Source organism: Methylocystis sp. ATCC 49242, assembly GCF_000188155.2.
Lineage (GTDB): Bacteria > Pseudomonadota > Alphaproteobacteria > Rhizobiales > Beijerinckiaceae > Methylocystis.
This window is the reverse complement of record NZ_KE124771.1, coordinates 12,587-36,402: the sequence shown is the minus strand read 5'-3', so window position 1 is coordinate 36,402 and position 23,816 is coordinate 12,587. Positions and strand designations below refer to the sequence as shown.

Sequence of the window (23,816 nt, the reverse complement as noted above, 5' to 3'; positions counted from 1 at the left end):
GGAAAAATCCATGCAGCCTTTGACGATTGGGCGACTGGCGGCGGCGGCGGGCGTCAATTTAGAGACCGTGCGCTATTACGAGCGCATTGGTTTAATGTCGCCGCCCGGACGGACAGCGAGCGGACATCGAGCTTACGAACAGCCGCACGTCCGAAGACTATCCTTTATCCGTCGCGCCCGCGAGCTTGGATTCAGCATCGAGCAAATCCGCGCGCTCTTGGCTCTCGCCGAGCCGTCTCGTGCGTCGTGCGCCGAGGTGAGAGAGATCGCGCGAACGCACCTTGACGAGGTGCGGGCGAAGCTCGTTGATCTCGCCAAGCTCGAATGTATTCTGGTTGAGACTGTCGCCCGCTGTTCCGGCGACGCCGCTCCTTCATGTCCGGTGCTCGATATGCTGGCGTCCCCGTAGTGCGGCTCAGGCGAGTCCGACGACGAGGGTGCTGCGGGCGGCTTCGACCACATCGTCGGTGATGACGGTGAGTTCGTTGATTTTCATGATGCGCTCGATTTGCGTGAACAGGCGATGCAGGAGCCGAAAATTGCCGCCGGTGATGCGGGCAATCGAAGCTACGGCTTGGGCGTCTGTGAAATCCGCGCCGTCGAGATCGACGCCAAGCGCGCGCCAGTGGCGGGTAAGCACGAAGGAAAGCTCGTCGCCGGTGAGGGGCCGGTAATGGTGCGCGAACCCGACGCGGCTGTAGAACTGCGGGTAGCGCTCCAGCCGCTTTTCCATGCCGGGCATGCCGATGAGAATGACGCCGACGCCGGTGCGGTCGTATATGTCGCGGATGAATTCGATCGCCGTCACCGACAGGCGCTCGGCCTCGTCGAAAATCAGCATCTCGATATGGCGTGCGCCAAGATCGATCACTTGGAAGCCGGTTTCGTCCTGGTGCAAATGCCCGTCGATGCAGGTGTTGACGTGGAACATGCGCGTATCCAGAGTTTCGCGCAGGTCGCGCAAGGTTCCAAGCACGGTCGGCGTATGGAAGACGGCGCGCGAACGCGCCAAGGTCGCGCAGATTTCCGCGCGTTCAGGATGCTCCCGCGCACCCTGTTCAATGAATGGCTCGATCAAATCCCAGTGCGCGTAACGCCGCGCCGACAGGGTTTTACCCACGCCCGCCGGACCGTAGCAGAGGCCGATGTAGCGATGTTTCCGGACGGCGTTCGCAAACTCCACAAAGCGGCGATGCTCTTTGGTGGCGATGAATGTTCCTAAAAGACGGCCGTTGTGCTCCATGGTTCAATCGCTATCGGCATAGGTTCGCAGCTTTGGTTTTTTCGCGGGGGCGGCGGGTAGTGGCGCTGGCGCGGCTTCGACGGCTGGCAGAAAATCCGTCACGCGCGCGACGCGCTCGCGGATTTGCGTGCGCAAGGAACGGCGATAGGCGGTGCGCGCAGTCTCAATGTCTTTGAGCGTCACGGTGCGCCCGGCATGCTCGGGACTGACCGCGCGGCATAGGAAGCGATTTTGGTGAAAGACGCGGATTTCCGAGAGGTCGCGGGGATCGTAGCGGATGGTGACGGCTTCCCCGACATAGGCCGCCAATGTCGTGTCGAGGTAGCGCAGCCCCTGAAAGCTTATGCCATCACGGCGCACGGTGCGCGCCTTGGCGACCGTCAGTAAAAGCAGGTCGAGGTCGTCTAGACTCTCGGGCATGCGCGGCAACCAGCCCGCGCCAAGCCATGCCGCATGCGGCGCTTGCTCTGTCTGGCTATGCGGGCGGGCGTGATAGACGCCGACGATGAAAGCGCCGATCGCCGCGTCGAGTTCGGAAAGCGACAGCGCGGGCGCGCTTACGGGTTTTCCTTCGATCAGCCGTCCGGCCAGTTGTGGCAAAAGCTCCGTATTGATGGTGCCGAAGAAGCGCTCGATTTTGCCGCGTCCCTGCGGCCTGCCCACGGTCGAATGAATGAGTTCGATCCGAAGCGCCGCCGCGACCTGTTCGAGGTGGATGCTCGTGAAGTCGCTGCCGTGATCGACATAAAGAACGTCGGGAATACCGCAAACCGGCCATGCCGGGTTCGCCTTGCGCCAAATGGCTTGCCGCAGCGCCAGCGACGTATGCAGCGCGGACGGCGCGCCGAGAAAGACCATATATCCGGCGACCGCGCGGGAATGATCGTCGAGAACGACGGTGAGCCAAGGCCGCGCGGGTTTGCCGTTCGCATCGACGACCAAAATGTCGAGCAAGGTATGATCCGCTTGCCAAAGCGCGTTTGGCGTTTCGGCACGGTGCCGGTGAATGAGTTCATAGCGATTGCGAAAGGCCGCAGCGCCTTCATGCGCCAGTGTCGTCAGCGCCGGATCGAGACCGCGAACAATGGCGTGAACGGTCGCGTAGGACGGCGCTTTGGCGTTGCGTTCCTTCGCAATCTTCACGGCCTCGCGGTGTATTGCCACGACCGAAGGGCGCGGCTTGCGCAAGGCCAGCCCTTCAACCAGCGCGACGAAATCAGCGGACAGCTTACGGGTTCCGGCGTCGCGGCGCACGGGCCGGACAAGACCGGCGAGGCCATCGGCGCGATAGCGCATGAGCCAGCGTTGTGCCGTGCGCGCGGCGACGCCAGCTTGTCGGGCGGCGCGGGCGAGCGAAACCTGTTGCTCAAGATGAGGCCGCAGGATCGCAAGCCGCCCCATGGCGTCCTTGCGCTGCTGTTCCGACAGGCAAGCGAGGGATGGCGGGGGCGTGGACTCGCTCATCGCTTCGTCCTTTCACGCGGGCGGATTGGTCAAGATTCTGTCCGTAAGAGGATCGTTCAACGGACAGTCTGGCCTCGACGGCGCACCCCCTCAAATCCGGGGCTGCACTCGTCTCAATGAGATGGTACGATGATTCTCTCAAGAGCGGTACCTTAATCGTACGTTTTCGCCATGACGACCATCACAATCGGCTATGCCCGCTGCTCGACCGACAAGCAGGACCTCGCCGCCCAAAGGGCGGCACTGGAAAAGCTCGGCGTCCGCCCGGAGCGCATCTACACCGACCATGGTCTGACAGGGACCAACCGCGCGCGGCCCGGACTCGACCAGGCGCTTGCCGCCGTCCGCTCCGGAGACACGCTCGTCGTGCCGAAACTGGACCGGCTGGCGCGCTCCGTCCCGGACGCGCGCGCGATCGCCGACGATCTGGCCAAGCGGGGCGTCAGGCTCGCTCTAGGGGCGAGCGTCTATGACCCTGCCGACCCCATGGGCAAAATGTTCTTCAACATCCTCGCCACCTTCGCAGAGTTCGAGGCCGATCTTATTCGGATGCGCACCCGCGAGGGCATGGCGGTCGCCCGCGCCAAAGGGAAATTGCGCGGCAAGCAGCCGAAGCTCTCCGACAAGCAGCAAAACGAGCTGCGCCGCATGCACGATACCGGCGACTACTCCATCAGCGACTTGGCCGAGGTGTTTTCCATCTCCCGCCCGACCGTCTACCGCACCCTCGGTCGCGCCAAATAGCGATCAAAAAACACCGCCACTTATCGATAAAAGTCACACGGCAACGATCAAGGAAATTCTTCGAAAGTCTTAATTTTTGCAAAAAGCGCGTCAACGAGCTCCGAAGAGATTGCCAACAAGGTTGGTTACTGTCAGGTGACCTTCTTCTCGTCTTCCTCAATCAGCCGCTTTATCTTGGCCTTGTCGATATCGATCTCAAGCTGCTGCAGAATCTCCTCAGCGGCATCGAGCAGCGTGAGCCTGTCTTTCTTCTTCCAATGGGACCAGTAGACACGAGTCATATAGTGGCCGACCATTATGACACGGAAGAAAGTGGCGCTGGGTAGTTTCTTTATGGCCTCCCGCAGCGGCTTGCGACCCTTTTCCGGATCAATGTCGATCAGCCAGGTGCTGCGGAGGACCTGCTCAAGGACCCCCTCAACCTCCGCCTTGTCGACGCTCGGCGATAGGACGCGGTGTCGCGCCTGCTCCGACAGAAAGTGCATCACGCGCTGCACCGGCACGGCCATCGAGGTATATTCGATGATGTCGACAACATCGCTGACGAACTGACGCTTTTCTTCGAGCTCGCCGGGCCCAGGCATATTCGCAAGGGCCTCATCGGCTGTGAGAGCCCGCTTCATTGCCTCGAAGTCGATCTCAAGCTGTAGACGGCACCATTCATCGATCACCGCCGCCGCGCCTGTGACCAGGAATGTGCTCAGGCAGCGTTTGTCGTCGGCTTCTAGATGTTCGGCACCGGCCCCAAGAAGGACTGTGGCAACGGTCCAGGAGAGCCAGGCCTGTTCGAGGGGCTCAAACTTCTTCGTCCAGGCCTCGTCCTCTTCGCCCATCTGGGCTCCGCGCTGCCGGCCGACCGCTTCGCGAATTCGATCGGACTGGTCCAGAACCTTCTGCTTCTCGACCGCATTGCGCGCGCCATCGCGCACGGCCCTGGTTGCGTCCTGGAGACGCTGCTTGAGGCGGTTGGTGGATTCCTGGCGTCGGACGGTGGCCGGGAAAATACATTCGCCGAGGAGAATGTTCTCTCCGGGGTTCTTCGCCCTCAGTTCCGCAATTGACGCCTCCAAGGCGTCCTTAATGCGGATTATTATGTCGGGTGCCGCTCCAATTTCTGCGTACAGATCGAACGTTGCGAAATCGAAATCTTGGTCGATGACGAAGTAGCGCTTGGCCAGCTCAGGCTTCGCCGCGAGCTCGGCCGCGAGTAGGTACGACTCGATGAACGGCAGGGAGATTCGCGCCTTCCCGGATTCAAAGTGCATGATACCCTGATCGACGAACCCGTTGATGAACGCCAAGGGGTCGATGTCGAAGTCATGACGATCGGCGAACACCTTGGTGAAGGCGATGAGCTCGGCTTGGTCGAACGAGCGCTTTTCAAGCATCATCTCGACGGTGAGGTTCCGCAAAAAGCGGGAGCGGGCCTTTTTGCCCAAAGCCACATCGGCCTTGTCACCCGCAACGATGAACGTGAGAAAGCCATCGACCGCAAGCTGGATGAGTTCTGAACGCCGGTTGGCTTGGAGCAAAGCCGAGAGGGTTTCGCGCGGGATGCCCGCAAAGTAGGTTGGGTGGGCATCCAGGCTGAATTCATAGAATGTATCCCGCAGCCTCTTGGCGATGACCTCGGACTCATCGCCACTCATCCCGAAATTTTTCTCAATGAAGTGGGCGATCTCGAGAAATGAGATTTCGCAGCTGTCGTAATGCACGGCGGCCGACCTACTAGCGAAGTTCGACTCCCCGATCAGAGCGTCATCGCCTTGGACGATGAAGATGCATTTCGCGTCATGATATTTTTCCACCTCGTCCAGGATCGCCTCAACTCGATGCTTCGAGGTGAACGGCATGTTCTCGATGATGAAGACCAGGCGCGCACCCGCGTGGTCATTAATCTGGGCGAGGTCGGGCGAGACGATCTCCGCGAAGGTAGTCTTTTTGCCGCGGATGTTTTCGCCATCGATGACGACGGGCATAGTCTGCCGATCATCGAGTTCGGTTGTCAGCAGATCGCTCGCGATGACCCACGGCAGACTCTGGTCCGGATAGGTGCGGGGAATGCTGAGCACAATCCGGTCACGGGTTTTGAGAACGTCGCGAACGTCAACTGGTGTGTCATCTCTTTGGACCAGAGCGTCCTCGGCAGAACGCCGGACGCGCGGCATCGGGAGTCTGTAACCCTTATGCTGCAGCTTGTACTCCGGCGACAGCTTGCGGAGAGCCTCGTCGATTTCCTTGGTCACCAACTCTATGCTTTCAGTGATCAGATCCTTCTCGACCGGGCTGGCTGTCAGCAGGAGCGTCTCTTGGTTACCGCTCCGACGCTCCTGCAACGCCTTCTCGAAGTAAGGGTTTCTGGTGATCTGGAGATGCAGGAAGCTGGCGGCGTTCGCCGCCGCAAGGGTGCGAACGCCGCCCTTGCTGGCGTACTCAAGCTTTTTCTTGCCCTTGTCTGCGTAGTCGGAGATGCCGCGGACCGTCATCGCCGGACGTTCGCCGTGGTATCTGGCCTGCGAGAACACGCCTCCGGACTCGGTTTCGATAGCGAGAAGAGCACGGTCAACTGCCCGGAGTTTCTTGTTGTAGGTCTCGCTCTTGCTCACCATCCCGCACACGATCACGCCATTCTGCGTCTTCGGTTCGGCGATCCGTTCAGTCTTGCCACCGGGAGCGGGCACCTCGTCGGCGACCAGTTTCTCGGCGACTGACTTCCGCTGTTCCTGCCACTGCAGGTAAATTGGACGCAGATGGGGCTGCGTGCGCATGTAGCCGAAGGCATGAGTAAACTTGTCCGGCGTATCGTAGTGCGTGGGCGAGAACTCTGTGTCCGAACTGTCGTCGTCAAGATCGGTTATTTTGTTGTTATCGAGGACGTCAGCGATCTTCCCGCTGTAGCAGACACTGCCAAGGCGCATATCGTCGCTCAGGCTGCCCGCGATGCCGAGGCACATCATCAAACCGATGTCATAGCGCTCTAGAAGGAAGTTCGCCGCGTTCATCGCGTGCGTCCTCCCCATGCCTTGCTGCTGCACCACGATCATGCGGATGTTGGGCTTCCCGCTGTTGACGGCATGGCAGAAGACCGTGTCGGTGCTCCGATCGTCCACGCTCGGGAACTGGTCTATGACTTGAAGCAGTTCCTCCTCAAGTGGCACTACCAAGCCGATGTCGAAATACTCAGGAAGCTTGTCTTTTGTGGTCATCGTTTCGGCATACTGCCTTGATAAACGGCGGACAACTGTTCTTTTTCCGTTCTCCACCATTCCGCAGTGGCGGATTGTGCGTATCCCGCGTGAAAAGATGTGCCAAAGCCCAGACTTGGGCATTGGCGCGGTAAGCCCTCCGCCGCGCTGGCGCGGGCGGGTCAAGGCCGCGAAGCGCCCCGGAGGGGTTGCCTTGAGGCGTCCGCGACGGCGTGGCCTAACCCTTTCGTAAGGAATGAGCGGCGGATTTCCGCCGTTTCCGATTCGGATGTGGTTTGTCCCCGTCCTGGGCCAGGATTCCCGACGCGAGACAGCACGCGATGCGCTCGCCTTCACCAACTGGAAAGATCGTGGCGCCCAAGCGAAGCCGGAACACTGGTCGCAGGTCCGCCATGGCGACCATGATGATCGCTTCCCGGCCTGCCTTTGGTTACAATGATGGTCGCTGCAGCTTCGCTGCCGGAGAGACAATGTCGTCACAGCCTCAGATCGCCAGCCATACGGAGGCGATCGACCTCCTCGACCACTATCTTGCAAGCGGCAACGCGGCGATGCTCGCCCCGTATATTCGCGCCATGTCGGACGATAACGCCGTAGCCGTGTTCGCGATCATGCAGGGCTCCGGCAATGAGATGGCGCCATTCGTCAGGCTTCTCGGTCTTCTCGGCGTCCGTGGACTGATCGACGCCACAGAGGCGCTCGATTACATCCGGCGCGATCGAAACAGGGCGTCCTGAGGCGGTCTGTCCCGGGCCTCACAGCATCCTCACCGCCGCCGTCCTGTCGCCCCGCTGGCCGCGTCGATCCCTACGGGCAGCATCGCGGTCGCCCCGCCAAACCGCTGTCCGGCGAATAGAGCGGCGGCGGGCCCGCAGCCCCTGGCCTGATCAGAACCCGAAATCGACGCCCGGCCCTTCGTCGCGCATCAGCCCGGCCGCCATGGCGTAGGCTGCGCTCCGGGCCTCCCTGAACGCCGCCATCGCCGACTGCTCGGCCTCGAGAATCTGGATGGCGTCAGTTTTCCGGTCGACCGGCTGCGTCCTCAACGCCCGCAGTTGACGCCGCGCTTCCTCCACGAGTTCGTCCAGCCGCGCGCGATCCTCCTGCGAGACATGACGGGCGTTGCGAAGGCCGCGATAGCTGGCGCCGCCGAGCCACCCCTCGAACGCCTCGCGCGCCCGGTCGGCCTCGGCGCGCAACTCCTTGAGCGTCGTCGCCGCCTTCTCGCGGCGCTCGGCGAGCTCCCTTTCCTCCGCCTCAGCGGCGCGCTGCTTCTTTACCAGCGCCTCCGCCTCTTCGATCTCGTCCGCAGGCAGGTCGCGCAGCCATGCCAACTCGTCCGGTTCGGCGACGCTCTTCGCCCATTCCCGCCGCGCGCAGGAACGCGCTGTCAAAACCGCCTGATCCGCCGTCGCGAGATTTTCGGCCGCGTTCGCCAGTGCCGCGTCGCCCCAGATCTCCTGCTGCTCCTCGCCGGCTTTTACCGCCTCCGGCTCCAGTGCTCTCAGACGCGCGTCGATCTCTTTCCCCGCCCGCCAGTTCGCCACCAGCCTCCACCCGGTCAACGCCGCTTTCAGTTCACCGACAATCGCAACGAGCGCCTTCCAGAGATCGTCCACGGTGAACGATGGTCGCTGCCGTGCGCCGTCCTTACCAGTGACATAGGCGAACTCCAGAACCGCCGCCGGCGCGGCGTCTGAACCCGACTCTTCGCCCGAACTCTCCCCACGAAGCTTCGCGATGAACTCCAAAACCATCGCACGCAGCGCATCGAGCCGTCGGTCGCGCTCGGCCAGCTTTTCGCGCGCCAGTCTTACGCGCTGCTGCGCAGCGGCGAGGTCTCCATGCTGCTCAAAAAACCACTCCGGTACCAGACTGCGCTGCCTCCGCCAGGTATTTTCCAGCTCGTCTTTTCGCGACCGAATGTTAGCCGCCCGAACAACCCGCTCGGCGCGCGTCAGGGACGCCACCGGCCGCTCGTGGATCGCCTCCTGCTCACCCTCCGGATGCGCTGCCGGCGCGCCCTCGGAGAGGACATTCTTCGCGTCATCCACGACGCTCTCGCGTCGTGCTTCGGCATCGGCGACGGGCAAAATTTCCACCCGCGTCACGTCGCGCCCGCCGTCCATTGTCCTCTCAAACACCGCCTCAGGATCAGCCGAAACGACGGGCTCCTTCTGCGCCGCCACATGCCGACGCGCCGCCTCTTCCGCCGCCGCGCGGCGGCCGCGAACAATTTCCCGCAGAGCGCCAAATCGCGTCGCCGGCGTGTAGGCGACGCCAGCCTGCGCCGCCTCCTGCTGCGCGCGTCGCTCGATCGCCATCGCCGCCACCCCGACATGCGACTCCCGCGGCCGGTCGAGCGCTATCGCCTCGGCCTCCGCCAGACGCGCCCGGTCGGCCTCGCCCTGTCGCCTGTGCGCCGCCGCGCGCGCCTCCGCCTCCCGCCGCTGCGCCTGCAGTGACCGCATGCTGATCCGCGCCGCCAGCTGCTCCCGTTCCAGCGCCTCGTTGACCATCCGCTCCCACGCCAGCCGCAGCGCCATGACCTCGCGGCTGCTGGTCGTCTTGTCGTCCAAAACCCGGGTTTTGGCGCCGAGCCCGCCGCTCACGACGACCCGGGTCGTGGTCAGTATGTGAGCATGCCAATTGCGCGCGTCGCCGCGCCGGTGCGGTGCATGAATCGCCACATCCGCCGCCACGCCAAAACGCCCGCTCACATGCTCCGCAAATTCTCGCGCCAGGGCCACCCTCCCCTGCGCAGACAGCTCGTGCGGCAAGGCCAGCTCGTACTCGCGCGCGATGACCGAGTTCTTCCGATTTTCAGCTTCCTCGGCGGCGTTCCACAGTACGGATCGGTCACGCGCCCAGGCCGCCGCCGGCGGTACGATGATCTCTGTGTAAGCCACGCCACGCTTGCGCGTGTAGTCGTGCGTCACGGCGCCCCGCGCGCACACGATCCGCGTCCCGGCTCGATACGCCGCCGCCGCCGTTGCGCTGTAGTTTTTGGTGCGCGACAGGCATTTAACGGTCAGGTGCGGAATCGCCATCGTTTCTCGCTTCGATCCTCATGCTCTTCGCGCGCCTTTTGACGCCGTTCCTCGCCCCTGTCGCCGCTTTAGAAGTCGCGGGTCTTGTTCTCTGCGCACGCAATCCCGGAGGGATTGCTAAAGTGCGCTATTCGTTTCAACCTCTCACAGGTTCGCCAATCCCGTCAACGTCACGTCCTCAACCACTTATGCCGAGGAGACTCGTGCCCGATCCGCCAAATGCCGTCAAAAAGCCATAAAGGACGCATGCTGACCGATGTTGGAGCACATGTTTGCGCCCTCTCACTCGAAACTTTGCCACCGTTCCGCCATGTTCGGCGCATGTGGGCGTGCGCTGACTCGTGCGCGGAAAATTTCTCGCGAAGGATCTGCGCAGATGAGGCCAGTGATATCCGGATGGCCGGATATCTCGTTCGGCGGTTTGATGCGGTTGTTGTTCGCCCGGTTCACGCCTCTGCTCTGATATGGGGGAATGACTGGTGTTGGAGTTTGCCGCCGAGCAGGATCGGAATGCGTGCGGATGTGGTGAACGGTTTGCGGGCGCGATGGTGAAATTACATCTGCCGGGTCCGCGGCGGGTTCTGATGACCGGGCTGTTTTTTCGTCGGTCAGAGATGTGCAGCCAGCGGTGAAAAATCCGGATGGGAAGGATGCGATATGGGCGAGTGATTGCCGCTGGAGTTCGTCAGCAAGCTCGGTGGGGAACGCGCCTCCGGATGTGGTGGACGGTTGGTGGGCGTGACGGTGAAACATCGTGTGCCGGATCGGGGGTGAGTTCCGATCCTCGGACTGTTTTTTCGTCGGTATGGATGGTGCGGGCAACCACGTCGATGGCGTTACGGAAACCGATTGGTGTCGACTGTTTTTTTTGATGGGCGCTTCCGGCCGGAATGTGCTGAGACTCGAATACCCGGAGATGGGGAACCTGGTGGCCTCCGGAGACCGTCGTTGTTGCAGGAGGTTTCGGATTCACTTTCGTGTCGAGTTCCGAGTCGATCGCGGGGCAGAATCTCGTCGGTCACGGATCGCCGCTTCTGTCCTGGTATGGGCGAGTGATTAGCGTCGGAGTTCGTCAGCAGGCTCGATGGGGAGCGCCTCCGGATGTGGTGGACGGTTGGTGGGCGCGACGGTGAAACATCGTGTGCAGCGACGGGGATGGGTTCTGATCCTCACGCTGTTTTCTCGTCGGTATGAAATGCGATGGCCGGTGGTGAACGATCCGGATCGGAGGGATACGACAGATGGCGCCGCCCACCCTGTCGGTGTGGTGCGGAAACTGAGCGTGGTCGGCAGATTTTTTGGCTGACGTATGGGTGAAGATGCCTGCCCGGATTGCCCCGTCCCAAAGCGCCTTCTTTGTGCGTGCGACGGTCGAACAATCGAGGTTGGGGTCTTCAGTGCGCTTCCCGCATGTGGGAAGGTTTGAAATAGCTCGGAGATCAGATGTTAAGTTGAGTGCTTTTCGAACATTGTGAGGGTCATTGTTGCACGAGGATTTTGGTGGCCGATAAGATACCGGATGAGCGCTCGCTGGATGTCTCGAATGAGCTCGTGAATGCGGTACGGGTGTCGTCGGGTTCTTTGCGCCTGCGTTGAGGGAATTATCGAAGGAGTCGATGTCGGAATTGGCCCTCGATAGGATCAACGGTCGCCCGATCAATTGGATGTGGGGTTAGCGGCCTCCTATCGAGGAGGTCGCACCGAAGTCGGTCGCAGCAATGCGATCTCCGGGCCGATTTTCTATCGGCCTGAAAAGCTGCGCCTGACGGTGAAAATATCTCGGTTGGAGCTTCACGCAGTTCCGGCCGCGTGGATGAAAAAGTTCGAGTACCCGAGGGTCGGGACGCCGCGCGGACAGTGGCCTTCTCTCGGCGCTCCCTCACTGGCGGATAATCTATCACTCCAACGAAGGGTGGCCCTATGGTCGCGCTGCTCCCCGCCGAACTCGCCTGGTACGCCGCCGGTCGCTTCTACCGCGCCAGCGATGGCGCACAGGCTGATTACGGATATTTTCTGCACCTGCCTTTCCCCGGCGTGCCGATGTTCGACGGCAGGCCAGGCGAGAGGGCTGCGCACTTCACCTTCGCCGCCAAGCCGTTCATGGCGCAGGAGGTCGACAACGGCGCCCTGTCGCTCGGCCTCGACCCGGTCGGGGAGTTCTCGCTGTATCTGCAGCGCCGGCCGGCTGGCTCCTTCGACGACCCGGCTTCGTTCGCGCAGGGTGAATGCATCGCCACCTTCCGTCGCATCAGCCTGGTGGTGGGCACGACGATCGATGTTTCTGTCGACGCAACCCTGGCGCCGGCGATCGGCGCCAACGTGTTTTCGGCGCTTCTGGTCGCCAGCAGCCCGTTCGAGTTCGGTGGCGCCCGACATGATCTCGAACGCCATATCGGCCACGGCGTCACCCAGTTTGGCGCCGCCGCAGCTACGCCAGTCACACCGCCGCCGCCTGGCTATGACATCGTGCTGCCATTCACTGGGTCGGCGATTGCCTTGGGACGGGCCGGCTGACTCAGCATCATCCAGGGCGGGTGATCGCGATTGGGATTGGATTGGGGCTGCCGGCGCCGCTTTGCAGCCCGATCGCCGTGAGGTCCGGGTTTGCATCCCGCCATGTTTCAGACTCGGATAATGAGCGCCGGGGAGAGGGTCGAGGACGAGGAGTTCCTCCTCGAGGTCCAGCGGCGACGGGATTTACTATTGCATCCGTTCCGACGACGGCGTTCGATTGGCTCATGAAAGACCGTAAGCCATCCCATCCCGATTTTTACGAAGGCCTGATGGACTGGCCGTTCTATGGTCCCCGGGACAGCGAAATCGCTGATCTCGTTTTCGCCCTCGCCGATCACGGCATTCGTCTCGCCGACATCGAAGCCGCGATTAAGCAGCGTCTCCAGGCCTGGCTCGACACGATCGAGCGCGATCAATAGGGCGACGGACGACCCGGTGGGATTTCGCCCCGCCCCATCCTTGTCGCTTTAGCTGCGAACGATGACCATCAAGGTGATGGGGCTGGCGGCGCGTCCGTCCAGCCCTTTCATTTATGCCATTACACAAGGATACCATTACAGGGGTATCAGCTTTTAGGGGTCAGCTCCTCAATCGACTTGAGGCCTCGCGCGCGAAACACCGCGTCCAGCCCCTCCATGATGAGGGCGTGCATCTTCACCCGTTCAGAAAAAGCGAGCTCGCGCAGCTGGTCGTGAACAGCGGGCGGCAAATAGACCGTCTGCTGAATGGTCGCCTCCTTCGTCGCGCTGCGGCGACGGGATGAAGGCGGCGCGGTTTCACTATTCACGACTTGTGGAATCTCGATGTGCTCGGCTTCGCGGACAAGCGGCGTGACGATACCCGATAAAACGGTCCTACGCGGCTTTGACATTCTTTTTCACCTTGGGCTGTAGCTTATGGTCAATCCAATTCCAGAGTTGACGGATTTCGAAGGCGGCGGCTCCATTCGCGTTGAATTCGGTAACGCCCATGCCCGCGGCCATAGCATCTTGATGATCGGCGCGGCTGACAATCGGCGGCTCCGCGATGAGGCCTAGAGCAGCGAGACCTGCCCTCGCCTCGTCAACCCGCCCGGACCGGGGCGGGCATTGGGTGAGAACGAAGGCAAACGGCTTGTCGAGCCGGATAAGGCTTTGCACGGTCGGCAAGCAGCCTTTGAGGTCGGTCGCGGTCGGACGGCACGGGATAAGGCAAAAGTCTGAAACGCGCATCACGGCGTTAATATGGGGGTTATCCGCGCCGGGCGTGTCGATGACCACCAACTGATAGCCCGCCTCTTTCAGGGTCGAGAGGGCTTTCTCAAGCATCGTCGAGTCGATGCGCTCGAATTCCGGGCCTTCTTCGGTGGCCCGGCTTTCGGTCCAGTCGGTCAAGGTCCCCTGTTTGTCGAGTTCAAGCATGAATACGCGACGGCCTTCCTCGAAGGCGGCCACGGCGACGGATGCGGCGGTTGTGCTCTTACCGCTGCCGCCTTTCTGGGTGACGAAGGAGATGACTTGCATCATTGCGCACCATTGTAATGGTATAATTGCATCATTGCATCAGGGGATCATTGCATAATGGCTTAATATGTTACCATTAAAGCAAGATTAAGATTCCCCTTGATTTCAAGGCAGAACCCGGAAAAACCCTGCCGCCGCGCCATGACGCATGGATACCATTATACCATTGCAAAGTTTTCGCGCACACCTTCATCTTTGCAATAACATTGCGCCGCTTTTGCGTAACCGGCTGCATGGCTTCGTTTATGGTGGCATTTGTATAGGCATTTGCCTACTTTATTGAACTGAGGCCGCATGGAATTTTCGGGGTTCGATTGGGACAAGGGCAACCGGGAGAAGTGCCAGAAGCATGGGGTTTCGATCCACGAAATCGAAAGCCTGTTTTTCGGGACGGTCATGGTCGGCCCGGATCCCGCACATTCTGAGCGGGAAGAGCGGTTCATAGGCTTTGGCACAACCGGGCACGGTCGCAAACTCTTGGTGGTCTTCACGCATCGCCAGAAGGACGGCGAGACGTTTTTGAGGCCGATAAGCGCCCGCTACATGCACAAGAAGGAGGTCGCGCATTATGAAAAAGCAACAGCTCCCCACACTAAAAAGTGACGCTGAAGCCGAGGCCTTTGTTGCAGAGTCCGATGTGACGGAATTCGACCTGTCGAAGCTGGTCCCTGTCCGCTTCGAACTGAAGCGCAAGGACAAGTCGGTCAATCTGCGTTTGCCGGACGATCTTTTGACGGCTGTGCGGGAACAGGCGCAAAGGGAAAACATGCCCTATCAACGCTTTATCCGCTTGGCTTTAGAGAAAGCCTTGCAGCATGCCAAACCATGATACCATTACAGTGGTGTAATGGTATCATGGTATTGAACCTTGTTCGACGGGCCGCAGGCCGTCGAAACTGTCGCAAGGCAGGCAAACTGACGCCCCTCGGCCCGATAATTTCAGAACACCACATAAAGCGGCGCGTAGCGACCTTGAGCGCGTCGCGCCGTGTGGAACTCTTGCGGTCGGGAACGCGAGGGCATGGCTCCGCCGCTCCCCTCGCGGAAGGGGACGCTAACCGGCTGTATTGGCCTGTGAGAAAGGGGAGGGTAGGGGCTAGAAGGTCTCCCATACCTCTCGTAAATCGCCCCACGCCCCTCCTATTGGGCTGCGTTGAGCTGAATTTTGCCGACTGCTCTTATCGAATGAAGAATCTTTAGATGATGGTGATGATTTTCTAGACTCGGACGCCTGCTGAAAGAGGCGCAAGGCCATGGCTCCCAGCCCCTGTGGCTCCTGGATGGTGTAGGCGTTCGTGTCCTGCACGACCTTGAAGCCGAGCGGCGTGCGGATGCGCTTGATGCGCCGATGCACGACGACGAAGCCGTAGAGCTGCAAGACCTTGAGGCAATTTACGACCGTCTGCTTGCAAACGCAGGCGAGTTTGGCGATGCCTTCGAGCGAGGGGCGCACTTCGCCATATTGCAGGGCGAGATTGAGCAAAGCTTTCAGCACGCGCGCCACGGTGCGCGGGACGCCCTGCTTCCCCTTTGCCCGGCAGCGCCTGTAGGTGCCCCGCTCGATGGCCTCGAGCGCGTTCAAGATGCGCGCATAGGCGTTGCGGTCGATGCCGAGTTTCGGGGCGGCCTGAAAGGCGCTGTTGCTGCGGTAATTGATGAAATCCGGGCCGCGTTCGGCGGCCTCCTCATAGAGCCGCTCGGCGAAGGCGCGCTCCTCGTCGTTGCGGCATTGGCCCATGAGATAGGACACGCTGCGCGCAAGGTCTCGTTCCCACGCGGCGGCGCGGTTGGCGCTGCGCGGCGACTTCGCGCGCGGGCCCGGAAAATCGCAGGCGGCAAAATCACTGAACAACGCGCCCTGATTCGACAAAATGGCGTCAAAAGACATGACCTCTCCTTCGGTTTGATCGCTCAAACCGCCGCGAAAGGGGCCAAAACCGGCACAAACGCTCCCGTTAGCGGAAACGCTGTTTCCGCTTGACGAGGGGCCTGATTTCAGGGAAATTCGGAGTTGCTGAGACAACGAATTCCCTGGCCTCGGCCGGAAAGTGAGCCCGCCCTCGTGGCGGGTTTTGCTTTTCTGGGGTTCCTTTTCTCCAAAAAAATCGCGCTGCGACTCAAGACAGCGCAACGCGGTAGCGTCACACTTTCAGTGATTCACGGCAAGAGTCTCCGCCACGATTGCCTTTTGCAGCTCTCCTGGCAGCGTGATGATCGACCGTCATTCCTTCCGGGCGAGGGGCCGCACGCCCGTGGAAGCCGGAACATCAACGGTAGGCGTCTTCGCCGATGTCCTTCCCTCGGCGGAAGGCAGAAATATTTAATCCGTCTCTCTCCCACGAAATCTTTCTCACGAAGGGATCTTTTGTCGGTCGTAGATATCGAGCAGCAGCTCGAGAAGCTCGGGATTCGAGAGTCGACGCTCGTCCGCCAATCCGTGGAAACGGGCCACCACTGACACGGGCGCACGAATACTCATTTGATATTTAGGCTCGCCTCCGGTCCGCCTCTGGCGCCGGGGTTTGATGAAGAAGACCGTATCATCGCGCTCCTCCGCCCTACTCGAAAGCTTAATCCCATCCGCTATGGGCTCGTCGTGCTGGGGATGGCGCTGCTCGTCTCTCAAAATACCGCCTCGCGATTGCGACCAATGATGGCATCAAAATTATATACTATAATAGTCAAGAAGTATCAATGAACTGCCTATATTTATATTTGATTGATATTTGATTGTTGCGGGTTTTGTCAAAAGCGTGCCGACAATGTGCTGAAACGTTGCAGCGTTTTGTTCCAACCGCCCAGCACGTGCCGTCTCCCAATATATTGAATTTGTGTGCGTTCCTGTCACGCTATCGCATTTTTGCGTTGACTACGAACCCCCGCATGGGCTGCGATCGTCTGATCGCATTGATTGATATTCGGCTTGTCTGTGCACCTGAGAGGGACGAAAAATCGGACGCGACGCTCGGCGCCGGCCGCTTAGCCGTGGATCAGCTTGACGATCCCGGCAATAAATCCGGCTAGCGCGCTTTGAATTACAATGAGCCACCTCAAAAGCTCGACTTTTTGAGCAGATGTGGTCGTTTCGATCGTCGCCTCGATCTCGTTTTTTGCGGCGAGAAGGTCTCTTTTGGTCATCATAGCCGTGCCCCTTTTTGTCGCGTAACGGGGTTATGGAACGCAAAATGCAGTTTTTGCTGGATTTCCACGCATGAACACTAAATAATCATGCGCCGCTCTATAAAAGGAATTGGCCGGCAATGACTACAGCGTCGAACTCCGGGTTTTCGCGCCGCGCCGCCGTCGCCGCTCTGGCGCTCGCGGGGGCGCCGCCTGCGCAGGCCGCGGACGAACTCGCCCGCCTGCGGCCCGGCGTCTATGCGCCCGACTGCAAGGCGGCCGGCGGCGCCGGCACAACCGAATTCGACGGCGCGAACCTCTCGCCGCATTACCAGATTTGCCGCACCACTCCAGGCGGCAGGCCGCACGTCTTCTCCCAGCTTTGCGTCGAATCCCAAGACCCTACGCGTCAGCGGCTCGCCACGGCGTCGCGGGCGCAGCTGCTCGCCGACCCTGATCATGCCCAGTTCGAGACGACGGTTGTCGTCGCCTCCCCGACCTCGTTCGCAATGGACGGCGCGAGTTACAAATTCTGCGGAGACCCACGATGAGACCGACGGTCGCTCATCCCGAAATCATCGACGGCAAGGCTGTGCAGAGCCTCGCCGAAGCGCACGCCATTCGCGGCGCCACCGTGCTCGGCCAGCGAGGCGGCTGGGCGGTGCTCGTGCGCTACGGCGCCCTCGAGCGCGCCGTAGCCGCCCAGCGCGGCCGCACGCCCCGCCTGTGGCGCAACCTCGCCACCGCCGCCGCTTTCGTGCGCGACGAACTCGGCCTCGCTCGCTTCGACGTCGACGCGCAGGCGCACGAGCCCGACGCCGGCGCGCGCCGGCGCCCCGACCAGGCCGCACGCATGAAGGCCCGGCACGAGGCGGCCGAGCACGACGCCTGGTTCCGCGCCGAGGTCGAGATCGGCCTCAGGGAAGCCGACGATCCCAACACCAAGTGGATTCCGCATGAAGAGGCCATGGCTGGACTCGATGCGCGCATCGCCCGCCTCAAGACGCGCGCGTGAGCGCGCCGGTTGTCTGGCTGCCGCGCGCCTTGGCGGAGCTTCATGGAAGCATCGACTTCATCGAACAGGAGAGCCCCCGCGGCGCGCTGACGATGGCGCTCGCCATTCGTCAGGGCGCCGACGTGCTCTTGAGCGACCATCCCAATGCCGGGCGTCCAGGACGCCGGCGCGGAACCCGCGAGCTCGTGGTCACGGGCACGCCCTTCGTCGTCATCTACCGCCTGCGCGCCCGACCCGCGCGGGTCGAAATCCTGCGTGTCCTCCACGGCGCCCAGAAATGGCCGTAGTGCTGTAAGCTGCATACATGGACCCTGCGCCGACGCAACCCAAAGGGAAACGGTGGCGGACGAGCCTGATAATCTGGTGCTCCAGCTGCTCCGCGACTTCCTGCGCGACATGCGCGAGCAAAGGACGCTGGGCGCTTGCCGCCCGTATTGGGGGCGCGGCGTTCGACAATCCAGAGCGCGGCAAGAGTGAATGGAAAATCGGCGCTGACCCACCGCGAAGCAGCGATGGGACTGACCAAGGCCATAGCCCCGGCGGAAATTGGAGGCTCACCTTTGAGCACGACCTACGAGACAGATTTCTACGCTTGGGCGAACGAACAGGCCGCGCTGTTGCGCGCGGGTAAGCTGGCCGAGGCGGATATCGAGCACATTGCCGGGGAAATAGAGAGCATGGGCAAGGCAGAAAAACGGGAGTTGGTGAACCGTCTGACCGTGCTGCTGCTCCATCTGCTCAAGTGGCGTTTTCAGCCGAAATGGCGCGGCTCAAGCTGGGAGACGCGCATCAAGATTCAGCGCATTCAGACTAGGGAGCACATGGAGGATAATCCGAGCCTCAAGGCGAATTTAACGGAGTATCTGTCTTCCGCCTATCGTGTCGCCCGCCTTGAGGCGGCTGATGAAACAAAGCTCGCGGAAACGACCTTCCCGCCGAACTGTCCATGGATCTTCGAGCAGGCAATGGACCCCGAGTTCTGGCCGGACGGCGCGGCATAATGAAAAATCACCTGCACCCAAGCAGGGCGCAAGAACATAGGGTCATCGCAGAATCTGTTCTGCAACGTACGCTAAGCCGAAAATCGGTGTAAATCAGCGCATTGCAACAACGTCCACAAACCGCTCCTTCTCTGGACTGACGGCGCGAAGCATCAAGATCACTCGAAAATCCGTCCATAAACCGTCCACAAACTGACTGGCGTCCGATGCCATGCGATCGGTGGACGATCCTAAGCGTACGATCTAGAACAGATCCTGCGATGACCCCGGTAGGCGTCTTCGCTGAAGTTCTTCCCCGGCGGAAGGCGAAAATTTAATCCGTCCTAGCCGCTAAATCGTTCTCGCGACGGATTTTTCTCGTTCGTATGTGTCGAGTAGCAACTCCAGTAGCTCCGGATTCGAGAGTCGACCCTCTTCCGCCAATTTGTTGAACCTGACCACCACTGACACGCGCGGACGGATACTCATTTGGTACGTCGGCTCGTCCCCGTTCCGCCTCCGGCGGAGGGGTTTGAAAAAAGAGACAATATCCCTCCCCCCACTCGTGTCTGTCTCAGCCCCGCTGCAATAGGCGTCTTCAGGGCGCGACACAGCTTTCATAATCCCACCTCTCGATTGAGAGTGCGATACAATATAATACATGCTACATAATCATACACAAATCAATGTATTACTGTATTTTATATTTGATTGATATTTGATTGTTTTTGGTTTTATCAAAAGCGGGCCAGCGATTCACTTGGACATTCCAGCATCGCGCAGCAGGCATCGTCTTGTAATATGTTGAATTAACACGCATTTTTATCACGAAAGCATATTCGCAAGTTGCCCAGGAACACCCGTCGGCACACCAATCGTCGATCCGATTGACTGTTATTCACATCGACAACGACGTACGTGTCCATCCAGCCCGCGGTCGACTTGATGCATCTGAGAAAGCCCGGGGAGCGGCTTTATGCCCCAAAATCCCGAAACCGACGATCTCGCCCGCTCCTGGAGACTGTTCGCCCTGCTCACACGCCCGCATCGGCTTGACGAGGCCCGGCGGCGAACCCTCACCTTGGTTCCGGAAAAAAGGCCGCTGGGGGTTCCAGCGGCCAAGTCAGGGAGGAAATGCCCAAGGAGGAGGGCTACGAAGCGAATAATGCTGCGTCGCAATAACATAATGTTGCGGCGCACAATATTCAAGCTCCGCCTTCTCCTCCCAAAGTGGGCGGAGACATCCCCAGACCTAACGCTGATCTGGCCCTGAAGCCGTTTGCCTGCCCATCCAGGGAAAACAACCCCAACGCCGTGCTGATTTCTTCCAGCGTGACTTTCGTTCTTTCCCGCCCGGCCAGGGTGCCCGTTCGGATAATGTCGAGCACATGGTCGGGATCGCGTGCGAGCGCCGCGCGGCGCTCACGGATCGGCCCGACGATCTCCCGCAGAATGGAAGCGAGACGCTGCTTGAGAGTCATGTCGCCAAGCCCGCCGCGCCGGTAATGCGCCTTCAGCTCGTTCAGCGCATCCCTGTCTTCGTCGAAGGCGTCGAGATAGGTGAAGACGACATTCCCCTCGACGCGGCCAGGATCGCTCACGCGGAGATGGTCCGGGTCCGTGTACATGCGGTTCACCGCTTCCGCGATCTCGGCGTCCGATGCCGATAAGGGAATGGCGTTCCCCTGCGACTTGCTCATCTTGGCTTTGCCGTCGACACCGGGAAGCCGGCCCATCTCCGGGATAAGCGCACGCGCCTCGGCCAGGATGTCGCGTCCCGCCTGGCGGTTGATGCGGCGCACGATCTCGTTCGTCTGCTCGATGAGCGGCGCCTGATCCTCGCCGACCGGAACGATCGTCGCCCTGAAGGCGGTGATGTCGGCCGCCTGGGCCGCCGGGTAACAGATGAAGCCGGCGGGAATATCGCGTCCGAAGCCGCGGGCCTGGATCTCTTCCTTGATCGTCGGATTGCGCTCAAGGCGCGCGACGGTGACGAAGTTGAGATAGAGCATCGTCAATTCCGCCAGCGCCGGCAGCGCAGACTGAAGACAGATCGTCGTGACGCCAGGATCGATCCCGACCGCGAGATAATCCAGCGCCACTTCGAGCACGTTGCGCCGGACCTTCCCCGGATCGTGAGCGTTGTCCGTCAGGGCCTGCGCGTCGGCGAGGAGCAGATATTGGCGATGGCTGTGCTGAAGCGCCACGCGATTGCGCAGCGAACCGACAAAATGCCCGAGATGCAGCGGGCCGGTGGTGCGATCTCCCGTGAGGATCACGGGACGGGCGTCTTTCCGAAAGGTCATTGGGCTTCTCCGCGATGGAGCCGCCGTCAATCAAAGACCTGTCCGGAAAATTGCCGACCCATGTCTGCCGAATGACGGCGGCAGGGGTCGTAAATTTCAAAATGACGACGCGCCGCTCCCTAGAAGGAGCGCCACCAGCGAGCGGTCATAGGCTTTGCGCGATCGGTCATGAATCGACAGTTGCCATAACCATGAGAGTCCCGCAACAAAGGCCACGCACTTTTCAAGACTCACGGCGCGTCTTCACGCCGTAGCGCCGCGGGCCGCGTACTCGTCCCGCATGCGCTGCTACGAACGACGTCGACGGGCGTCAGCGTCGCGATGTGCGGCGCGACCCTGAATTGCGCGATAGGCCGATCACATCCAGAAATTGCGCTTGCAAAAGGACTTCCTTTTGCCATCGGCTCGATTTCTCAAAATTCACGAATTTCGAAAGGGCTTTCAGTCAGGCCTCAGGCACCCCACACACTTCGTCATCACAGACCCAGCAGAGGCTAGCTCTGCTTTTCCACGGTAATAGATTCCTCTTCGATATCGAACCGCAAATCCTGCTGATCCAGATTCGTGCCGCTCAACGAGGCGTTCGTTGACGATTGCGCAGTGCTGTTAAAGCACGATGAGCCGGCGCACTCGCGGTCAGGGGCGTCGAAAGTGCGCGCGGTCATGACAACCGCAAGTATTGAATTGGTCGCTGACACGGGGCGACTGGCTTCGTCCATTACACATCTTTCTTCGAAACTGGCGCCATGCAGACCGCGACGCGATTCGCATCATGAAACGAGATGAATATGACGTGAACATGGGCGGTGTTTCGTCAACTCAAGCGGCCTCGGCGCGAGGCACGAGGCGTTCAATATTCGGGTGAGGTCAGCAATGATCACGACGTGCTTAGCGTGTCTGCAAGATACTCCGTTAGCGCGCGGACCTTCGGGGACGGATGCGGGCCTCCCGGAAAGATAGCGTGCACGTCCACAGGCTCGAGAGTGTAATTTGTCAGAAGCGGCACGAGCGCCCCAGATCGAATTTCTTCTTCGCCCATCGCGGATGGGACGACGGCGATACCAAGTCCGGATATTGCGCTCGCTAAAACGCCTGGGCCTGAATCGACATGGATGCGGCCCGCCACCTCCACCGAGACGACTGTGTCGCGGCGTCTGAAGATCCAGGTCTCGAGGCCAAGGCTATTGGGTCCGAAGATGCAATCATGTTGTGCCAAATCGGCGGGCGTTCGTGGTGTGCCGCGCGTTTCGAGGTAGGAGGGCGCGGCGGCGAGAAGTCTTTGCAGCGTAGCGAGCTTGCGTGCGCCGAATGGGGAGTCTCGCAGTTTGCCCACGCGGACGGCTATATCGACCCCTTCGGCGACGAGATCCTGGTGCGCATCCGAGACGCGCAACTCCATGCGCAGCTGCGGGTGGCGGTCGAGAAACTCCTTGAGGCGGGGGATGATTCTCCGCATTCCATAAATAACGGGTACTGCCAGTCGGATCGTGCCGCGCAAGGAATCCACGCCACGCGCAGCATCCTCCGCATTCTCTAGATCCGCTAAAATCTCCCGCGCTCGCGCCAGAAACTGTTCACCTGCTGGCGTCAGGGCCAAGCGGCGTGTCGAGCGCAGCAAAAGCTTCACACCCAGCCGCGTCTCCAGCTCGCCGACAATGCGGGAGACAGAGGGCTGGGAGAGATTCATATCACGTGCGGCGCGGCTGAAGCCGCCTCGTTCACCCACCCGAATGAAAACCGCCAATTCCTGCAGCCGGTCACTCATTCTGAATACAAATAACTGATGTCCATAAATCAACGATTATCATCAGGTTTCAAATGAGGCAATGGATGGTCATCACATCTACAGCCAACGGACAACACCCATGGCCTTGCAAGACCATCTCAATGCCCTCAAAGCCGATTTCGAGGGAGGCAAGCTCCCCATCAAACCCTCGCCGGAGGCGCTTGACATGATGCATCGCGGCACCGCGGAGCTGGTTGCTTCTGGCCAAGCGCTGCATGCAAAGAAGGCGGGGGACAAAGCGCCAGAATTCACTCTTAATGATCCAGATGGCCGTCCTGTCTCGTCCCTTGCACTGCTGGCCAAGGGACCACTGATCGTCTCATTTTACCGCGGCGTCTGGTGCCCCTATTGCAACTTGGAACTCCGGGCGCTTCAGGCGGCTCTCCCTGAGATCGAAGCGCGTGGCGCCGGCCTGGTCGCCATCTCTCCGCAGACGACTCTCAATAGCCGTAAATCGCAGCGCGAGAACAAATTGGCCTTCCCGATCTTGAGCGATGAGAAGAGTCGGGTCGCGGCTTCTTACGGCCTGCGCTATTCGCTGCCGGATTATCTCATTGGAGTATACAAAGGCTTCAAGGCAGACCTACCTGCCTTCAACGACGATCCTGCCTGGGTTCTGCCTATGCCGGCGCGTTTCGTCATCGGCATAGACGGCACTATCGCCTACGCGGAAGTCAACTCTGACTATACGCAGCGCCCGGATCCGTCGGAATTGCTGCCGGTAATCGATCGTTTGCATGAGCAATCGCATAAACGACGCGAGAGAACCGCCTGACGAGGGGGTGAGAGGCGGTCTCGCGCAGCTGATCGAATTGAAATGCTGTTTCAGTCCGATGTTGGCGGAAGGCTGTTCGCCCCTTCTGTGGGTAAAAGTCAAGAGTTTCGG

Annotated in this window: 23 protein-coding genes; 12 read left to right on the top strand and 11 right to left on the bottom strand. The window is 60.6% G+C overall.

Annotated features, from left to right (window positions below; genetic code table 11):
* Positions 1 to 10 precede the first annotated feature (10 nt).
* On the top strand, positions 11 to 409 hold the full coding sequence (locus MET49242_RS00620; protein ID WP_036279457.1) for a helix-turn-helix domain-containing protein: 399 nt from the start codon (positions 11 to 13) through the stop codon (positions 407 to 409).
* A gap of 6 nt (positions 410 to 415) precedes the next feature.
* On the opposite strand, the gene MET49242_RS00615 is transcribed toward MET49242_RS00620, so the two are convergent.
* Both MET49242_RS00615 and MET49242_RS00610 read right to left on the bottom strand, forming a co-directional pair.
* The gene (locus MET49242_RS00615; protein WP_036279455.1) at positions 416 to 1,243 is read right to left on the bottom strand and encodes an AAA family ATPase; all 828 of its coding nucleotides are present in this window, start codon (positions 1,241 to 1,243) and stop codon (positions 416 to 418) included.
* 3 nt (positions 1,244 to 1,246) lie between these two features.
* On the bottom strand, positions 1,247 to 2,707 hold the full coding sequence (locus MET49242_RS00610; protein WP_084678796.1) for a Mu transposase C-terminal domain-containing protein: 1,461 nt from the start codon (positions 2,705 to 2,707) through the stop codon (positions 1,247 to 1,249).
* 171 nt (positions 2,708 to 2,878) lie between these two features.
* Between MET49242_RS00610 and MET49242_RS00605 the strand changes: the two genes are divergently transcribed.
* Positions 2,879 to 3,451, top strand: a complete 573-nt coding sequence (locus MET49242_RS00605; RefSeq protein ID WP_036279452.1) for a recombinase family protein — start codon at positions 2,879 to 2,881, stop codon at positions 3,449 to 3,451.
* Between the two features lie 131 nt (positions 3,452 to 3,582).
* On the opposite strand, the gene MET49242_RS00600 is transcribed toward MET49242_RS00605, so the two are convergent.
* Positions 3,583 to 6,657: a hypothetical protein gene (locus MET49242_RS00600; RefSeq protein ID WP_158497223.1), complete on the bottom strand. Its 3,075-nt coding sequence runs from the start codon at positions 6,655 to 6,657 to the stop codon at positions 3,583 to 3,585.
* A 470-nt stretch (positions 6,658 to 7,127) separates the two neighbouring features.
* On the opposite strand from MET49242_RS00600, the gene MET49242_RS00595 reads away from it, so the two are divergent.
* Positions 7,128 to 7,394, top strand: coding sequence for a hypothetical protein (locus tag MET49242_RS00595; protein WP_036279447.1), 267 nt, complete (start codon positions 7,128 to 7,130; stop codon positions 7,392 to 7,394).
* 150 nt (positions 7,395 to 7,544) lie between these two features.
* Here MET49242_RS00595 and mobQ read toward each other — a convergent pair whose 3' ends face one another.
* A complete protein-coding gene (mobQ, locus tag MET49242_RS23065) occupies positions 7,545 to 9,707 on the bottom strand; it encodes a MobQ family relaxase (protein ID WP_051133885.1) in 2,163 nt (720 codons plus the stop codon).
* A gap of 1,920 nt (positions 9,708 to 11,627) precedes the next feature.
* On the opposite strand from mobQ, the gene MET49242_RS00585 reads away from it, so the two are divergent.
* Complete coding sequence (locus tag MET49242_RS00585; RefSeq protein ID WP_051133884.1) at positions 11,628 to 12,221, top strand: hypothetical protein; 594 nt, start codon at positions 11,628 to 11,630, stop codon at positions 12,219 to 12,221.
* 224 nt (positions 12,222 to 12,445) lie between these two features.
* Positions 12,446 to 12,640, top strand: a complete 195-nt coding sequence (locus MET49242_RS00580) for a hypothetical protein (protein ID WP_036279440.1) — start codon at positions 12,446 to 12,448, stop codon at positions 12,638 to 12,640.
* 146 nt (positions 12,641 to 12,786) lie between these two features.
* Here the strand turns inward: MET49242_RS00580 and MET49242_RS00575 are convergent, their stop codons facing one another.
* Together MET49242_RS00575 and MET49242_RS00570 are read right to left on the bottom strand one after the other, a co-directional pair.
* Positions 12,787 to 13,092 (bottom strand): ribbon-helix-helix domain-containing protein, encoded by a 306-nt coding sequence (locus tag MET49242_RS00575; RefSeq protein WP_036279437.1) that lies wholly within the window; start codon positions 13,090 to 13,092, stop codon positions 12,787 to 12,789.
* Positions 13,076 to 13,726 (bottom strand): AAA family ATPase, encoded by a 651-nt coding sequence (locus MET49242_RS00570; RefSeq protein ID WP_244430612.1) that lies wholly within the window; start codon positions 13,724 to 13,726, stop codon positions 13,076 to 13,078. Before MET49242_RS00570 ends, MET49242_RS00575 begins: the two co-directional genes overlap by 17 nt.
* Before the next feature lie 291 nt (positions 13,727 to 14,017).
* On the opposite strand from MET49242_RS00570, the gene MET49242_RS00565 reads away from it, so the two are divergent.
* Together MET49242_RS00565 and MET49242_RS00560 are read left to right on the top strand one after the other, a co-directional pair.
* On the top strand, positions 14,018 to 14,326 hold the full coding sequence (locus MET49242_RS00565) for a BrnT family toxin (protein ID WP_036279434.1): 309 nt from the start codon (positions 14,018 to 14,020) through the stop codon (positions 14,324 to 14,326).
* On the top strand, positions 14,292 to 14,552 hold the full coding sequence (locus MET49242_RS00560; RefSeq protein WP_036279432.1) for a BrnA antitoxin family protein: 261 nt from the start codon (positions 14,292 to 14,294) through the stop codon (positions 14,550 to 14,552). The genes MET49242_RS00565 and MET49242_RS00560 overlap by 35 nt, the downstream gene beginning before the upstream one ends.
* Positions 14,553 to 14,819: 267 nt before the next feature.
* Here MET49242_RS00560 and MET49242_RS00555 read toward each other — a convergent pair whose 3' ends face one another.
* Together MET49242_RS00555 and MET49242_RS25365 are read right to left on the bottom strand one after the other, a co-directional pair.
* Positions 14,820 to 15,611: a hypothetical protein gene (locus MET49242_RS00555; protein WP_144259388.1), complete on the bottom strand. Its 792-nt coding sequence runs from the start codon at positions 15,609 to 15,611 to the stop codon at positions 14,820 to 14,822.
* Positions 15,612 to 16,702: 1,091 nt separating this feature from the next.
* Entirely contained in the window at positions 16,703 to 16,864 is a 162-nt protein-coding gene (locus MET49242_RS25365) for a hypothetical protein (RefSeq protein WP_158497222.1), read from the bottom strand.
* Between the two features lie 119 nt (positions 16,865 to 16,983).
* On the opposite strand from MET49242_RS25365, the gene MET49242_RS00545 reads away from it, so the two are divergent.
* The 4 genes from MET49242_RS00545 (at position 16,984) to MET49242_RS00530 (ending at position 18,859) form a co-directional block, all read left to right on the top strand.
* The gene (locus MET49242_RS00545) at positions 16,984 to 17,394 is read left to right on the top strand and encodes a hypothetical protein (RefSeq protein WP_036279410.1); all 411 of its coding nucleotides are present in this window, start codon (positions 16,984 to 16,986) and stop codon (positions 17,392 to 17,394) included.
* Positions 17,391 to 17,858: a hypothetical protein gene (locus tag MET49242_RS00540; protein WP_036279409.1), complete on the top strand. Its 468-nt coding sequence runs from the start codon at positions 17,391 to 17,393 to the stop codon at positions 17,856 to 17,858. The genes MET49242_RS00545 and MET49242_RS00540 overlap by 4 nt, the downstream gene beginning before the upstream one ends.
* Complete coding sequence (locus MET49242_RS00535) at positions 17,855 to 18,145, top strand: type II toxin-antitoxin system RelE/ParE family toxin (protein ID WP_036279408.1); 291 nt, start codon at positions 17,855 to 17,857, stop codon at positions 18,143 to 18,145. The genes MET49242_RS00540 and MET49242_RS00535 overlap by 4 nt, the downstream gene beginning before the upstream one ends.
* Before the next feature lie 135 nt (positions 18,146 to 18,280).
* Positions 18,281 to 18,859 (top strand): DUF29 domain-containing protein, encoded by a 579-nt coding sequence (locus MET49242_RS00530; RefSeq protein ID WP_244430610.1) that lies wholly within the window; start codon positions 18,281 to 18,283, stop codon positions 18,857 to 18,859.
* Positions 18,860 to 20,043: 1,184 nt separating this feature from the next.
* Here the strand turns inward: MET49242_RS00530 and trpS are convergent.
* The 3 genes from trpS to MET49242_RS00510 all read right to left on the bottom strand — a co-directional run bounded on the left by trpS (position 20,044) and on the right by MET49242_RS00510 (position 22,909).
* Positions 20,044 to 21,144: a tryptophan--tRNA ligase gene (trpS, locus tag MET49242_RS00520; protein WP_051133883.1), complete on the bottom strand. Its 1,101-nt coding sequence runs from the start codon at positions 21,142 to 21,144 to the stop codon at positions 20,044 to 20,046.
* Positions 21,145 to 21,638: 494 nt separating this feature from the next.
* Positions 21,639 to 21,863 carry a hypothetical protein gene (locus tag MET49242_RS00515; RefSeq protein WP_036279398.1) on the bottom strand — a complete coding sequence of 75 codons (225 nt, stop codon included), beginning with the start codon at positions 21,861 to 21,863 and terminating at the stop codon, positions 21,639 to 21,641.
* Positions 21,864 to 22,021: 158 nt separating this feature from the next.
* Positions 22,022 to 22,909, bottom strand: a complete 888-nt coding sequence (locus tag MET49242_RS00510) for a LysR family transcriptional regulator (protein ID WP_036279395.1) — start codon at positions 22,907 to 22,909, stop codon at positions 22,022 to 22,024.
* A 100-nt stretch (positions 22,910 to 23,009) separates the two neighbouring features.
* Between MET49242_RS00510 and MET49242_RS00505 the strand changes: the two genes are divergently transcribed.
* A complete protein-coding gene (locus MET49242_RS00505) occupies positions 23,010 to 23,705 on the top strand; it encodes a peroxiredoxin-like family protein (protein ID WP_036279392.1) in 696 nt (231 codons plus the stop codon).
* The last annotated feature ends 111 nt before the right edge of the window (positions 23,706 to 23,816 follow it).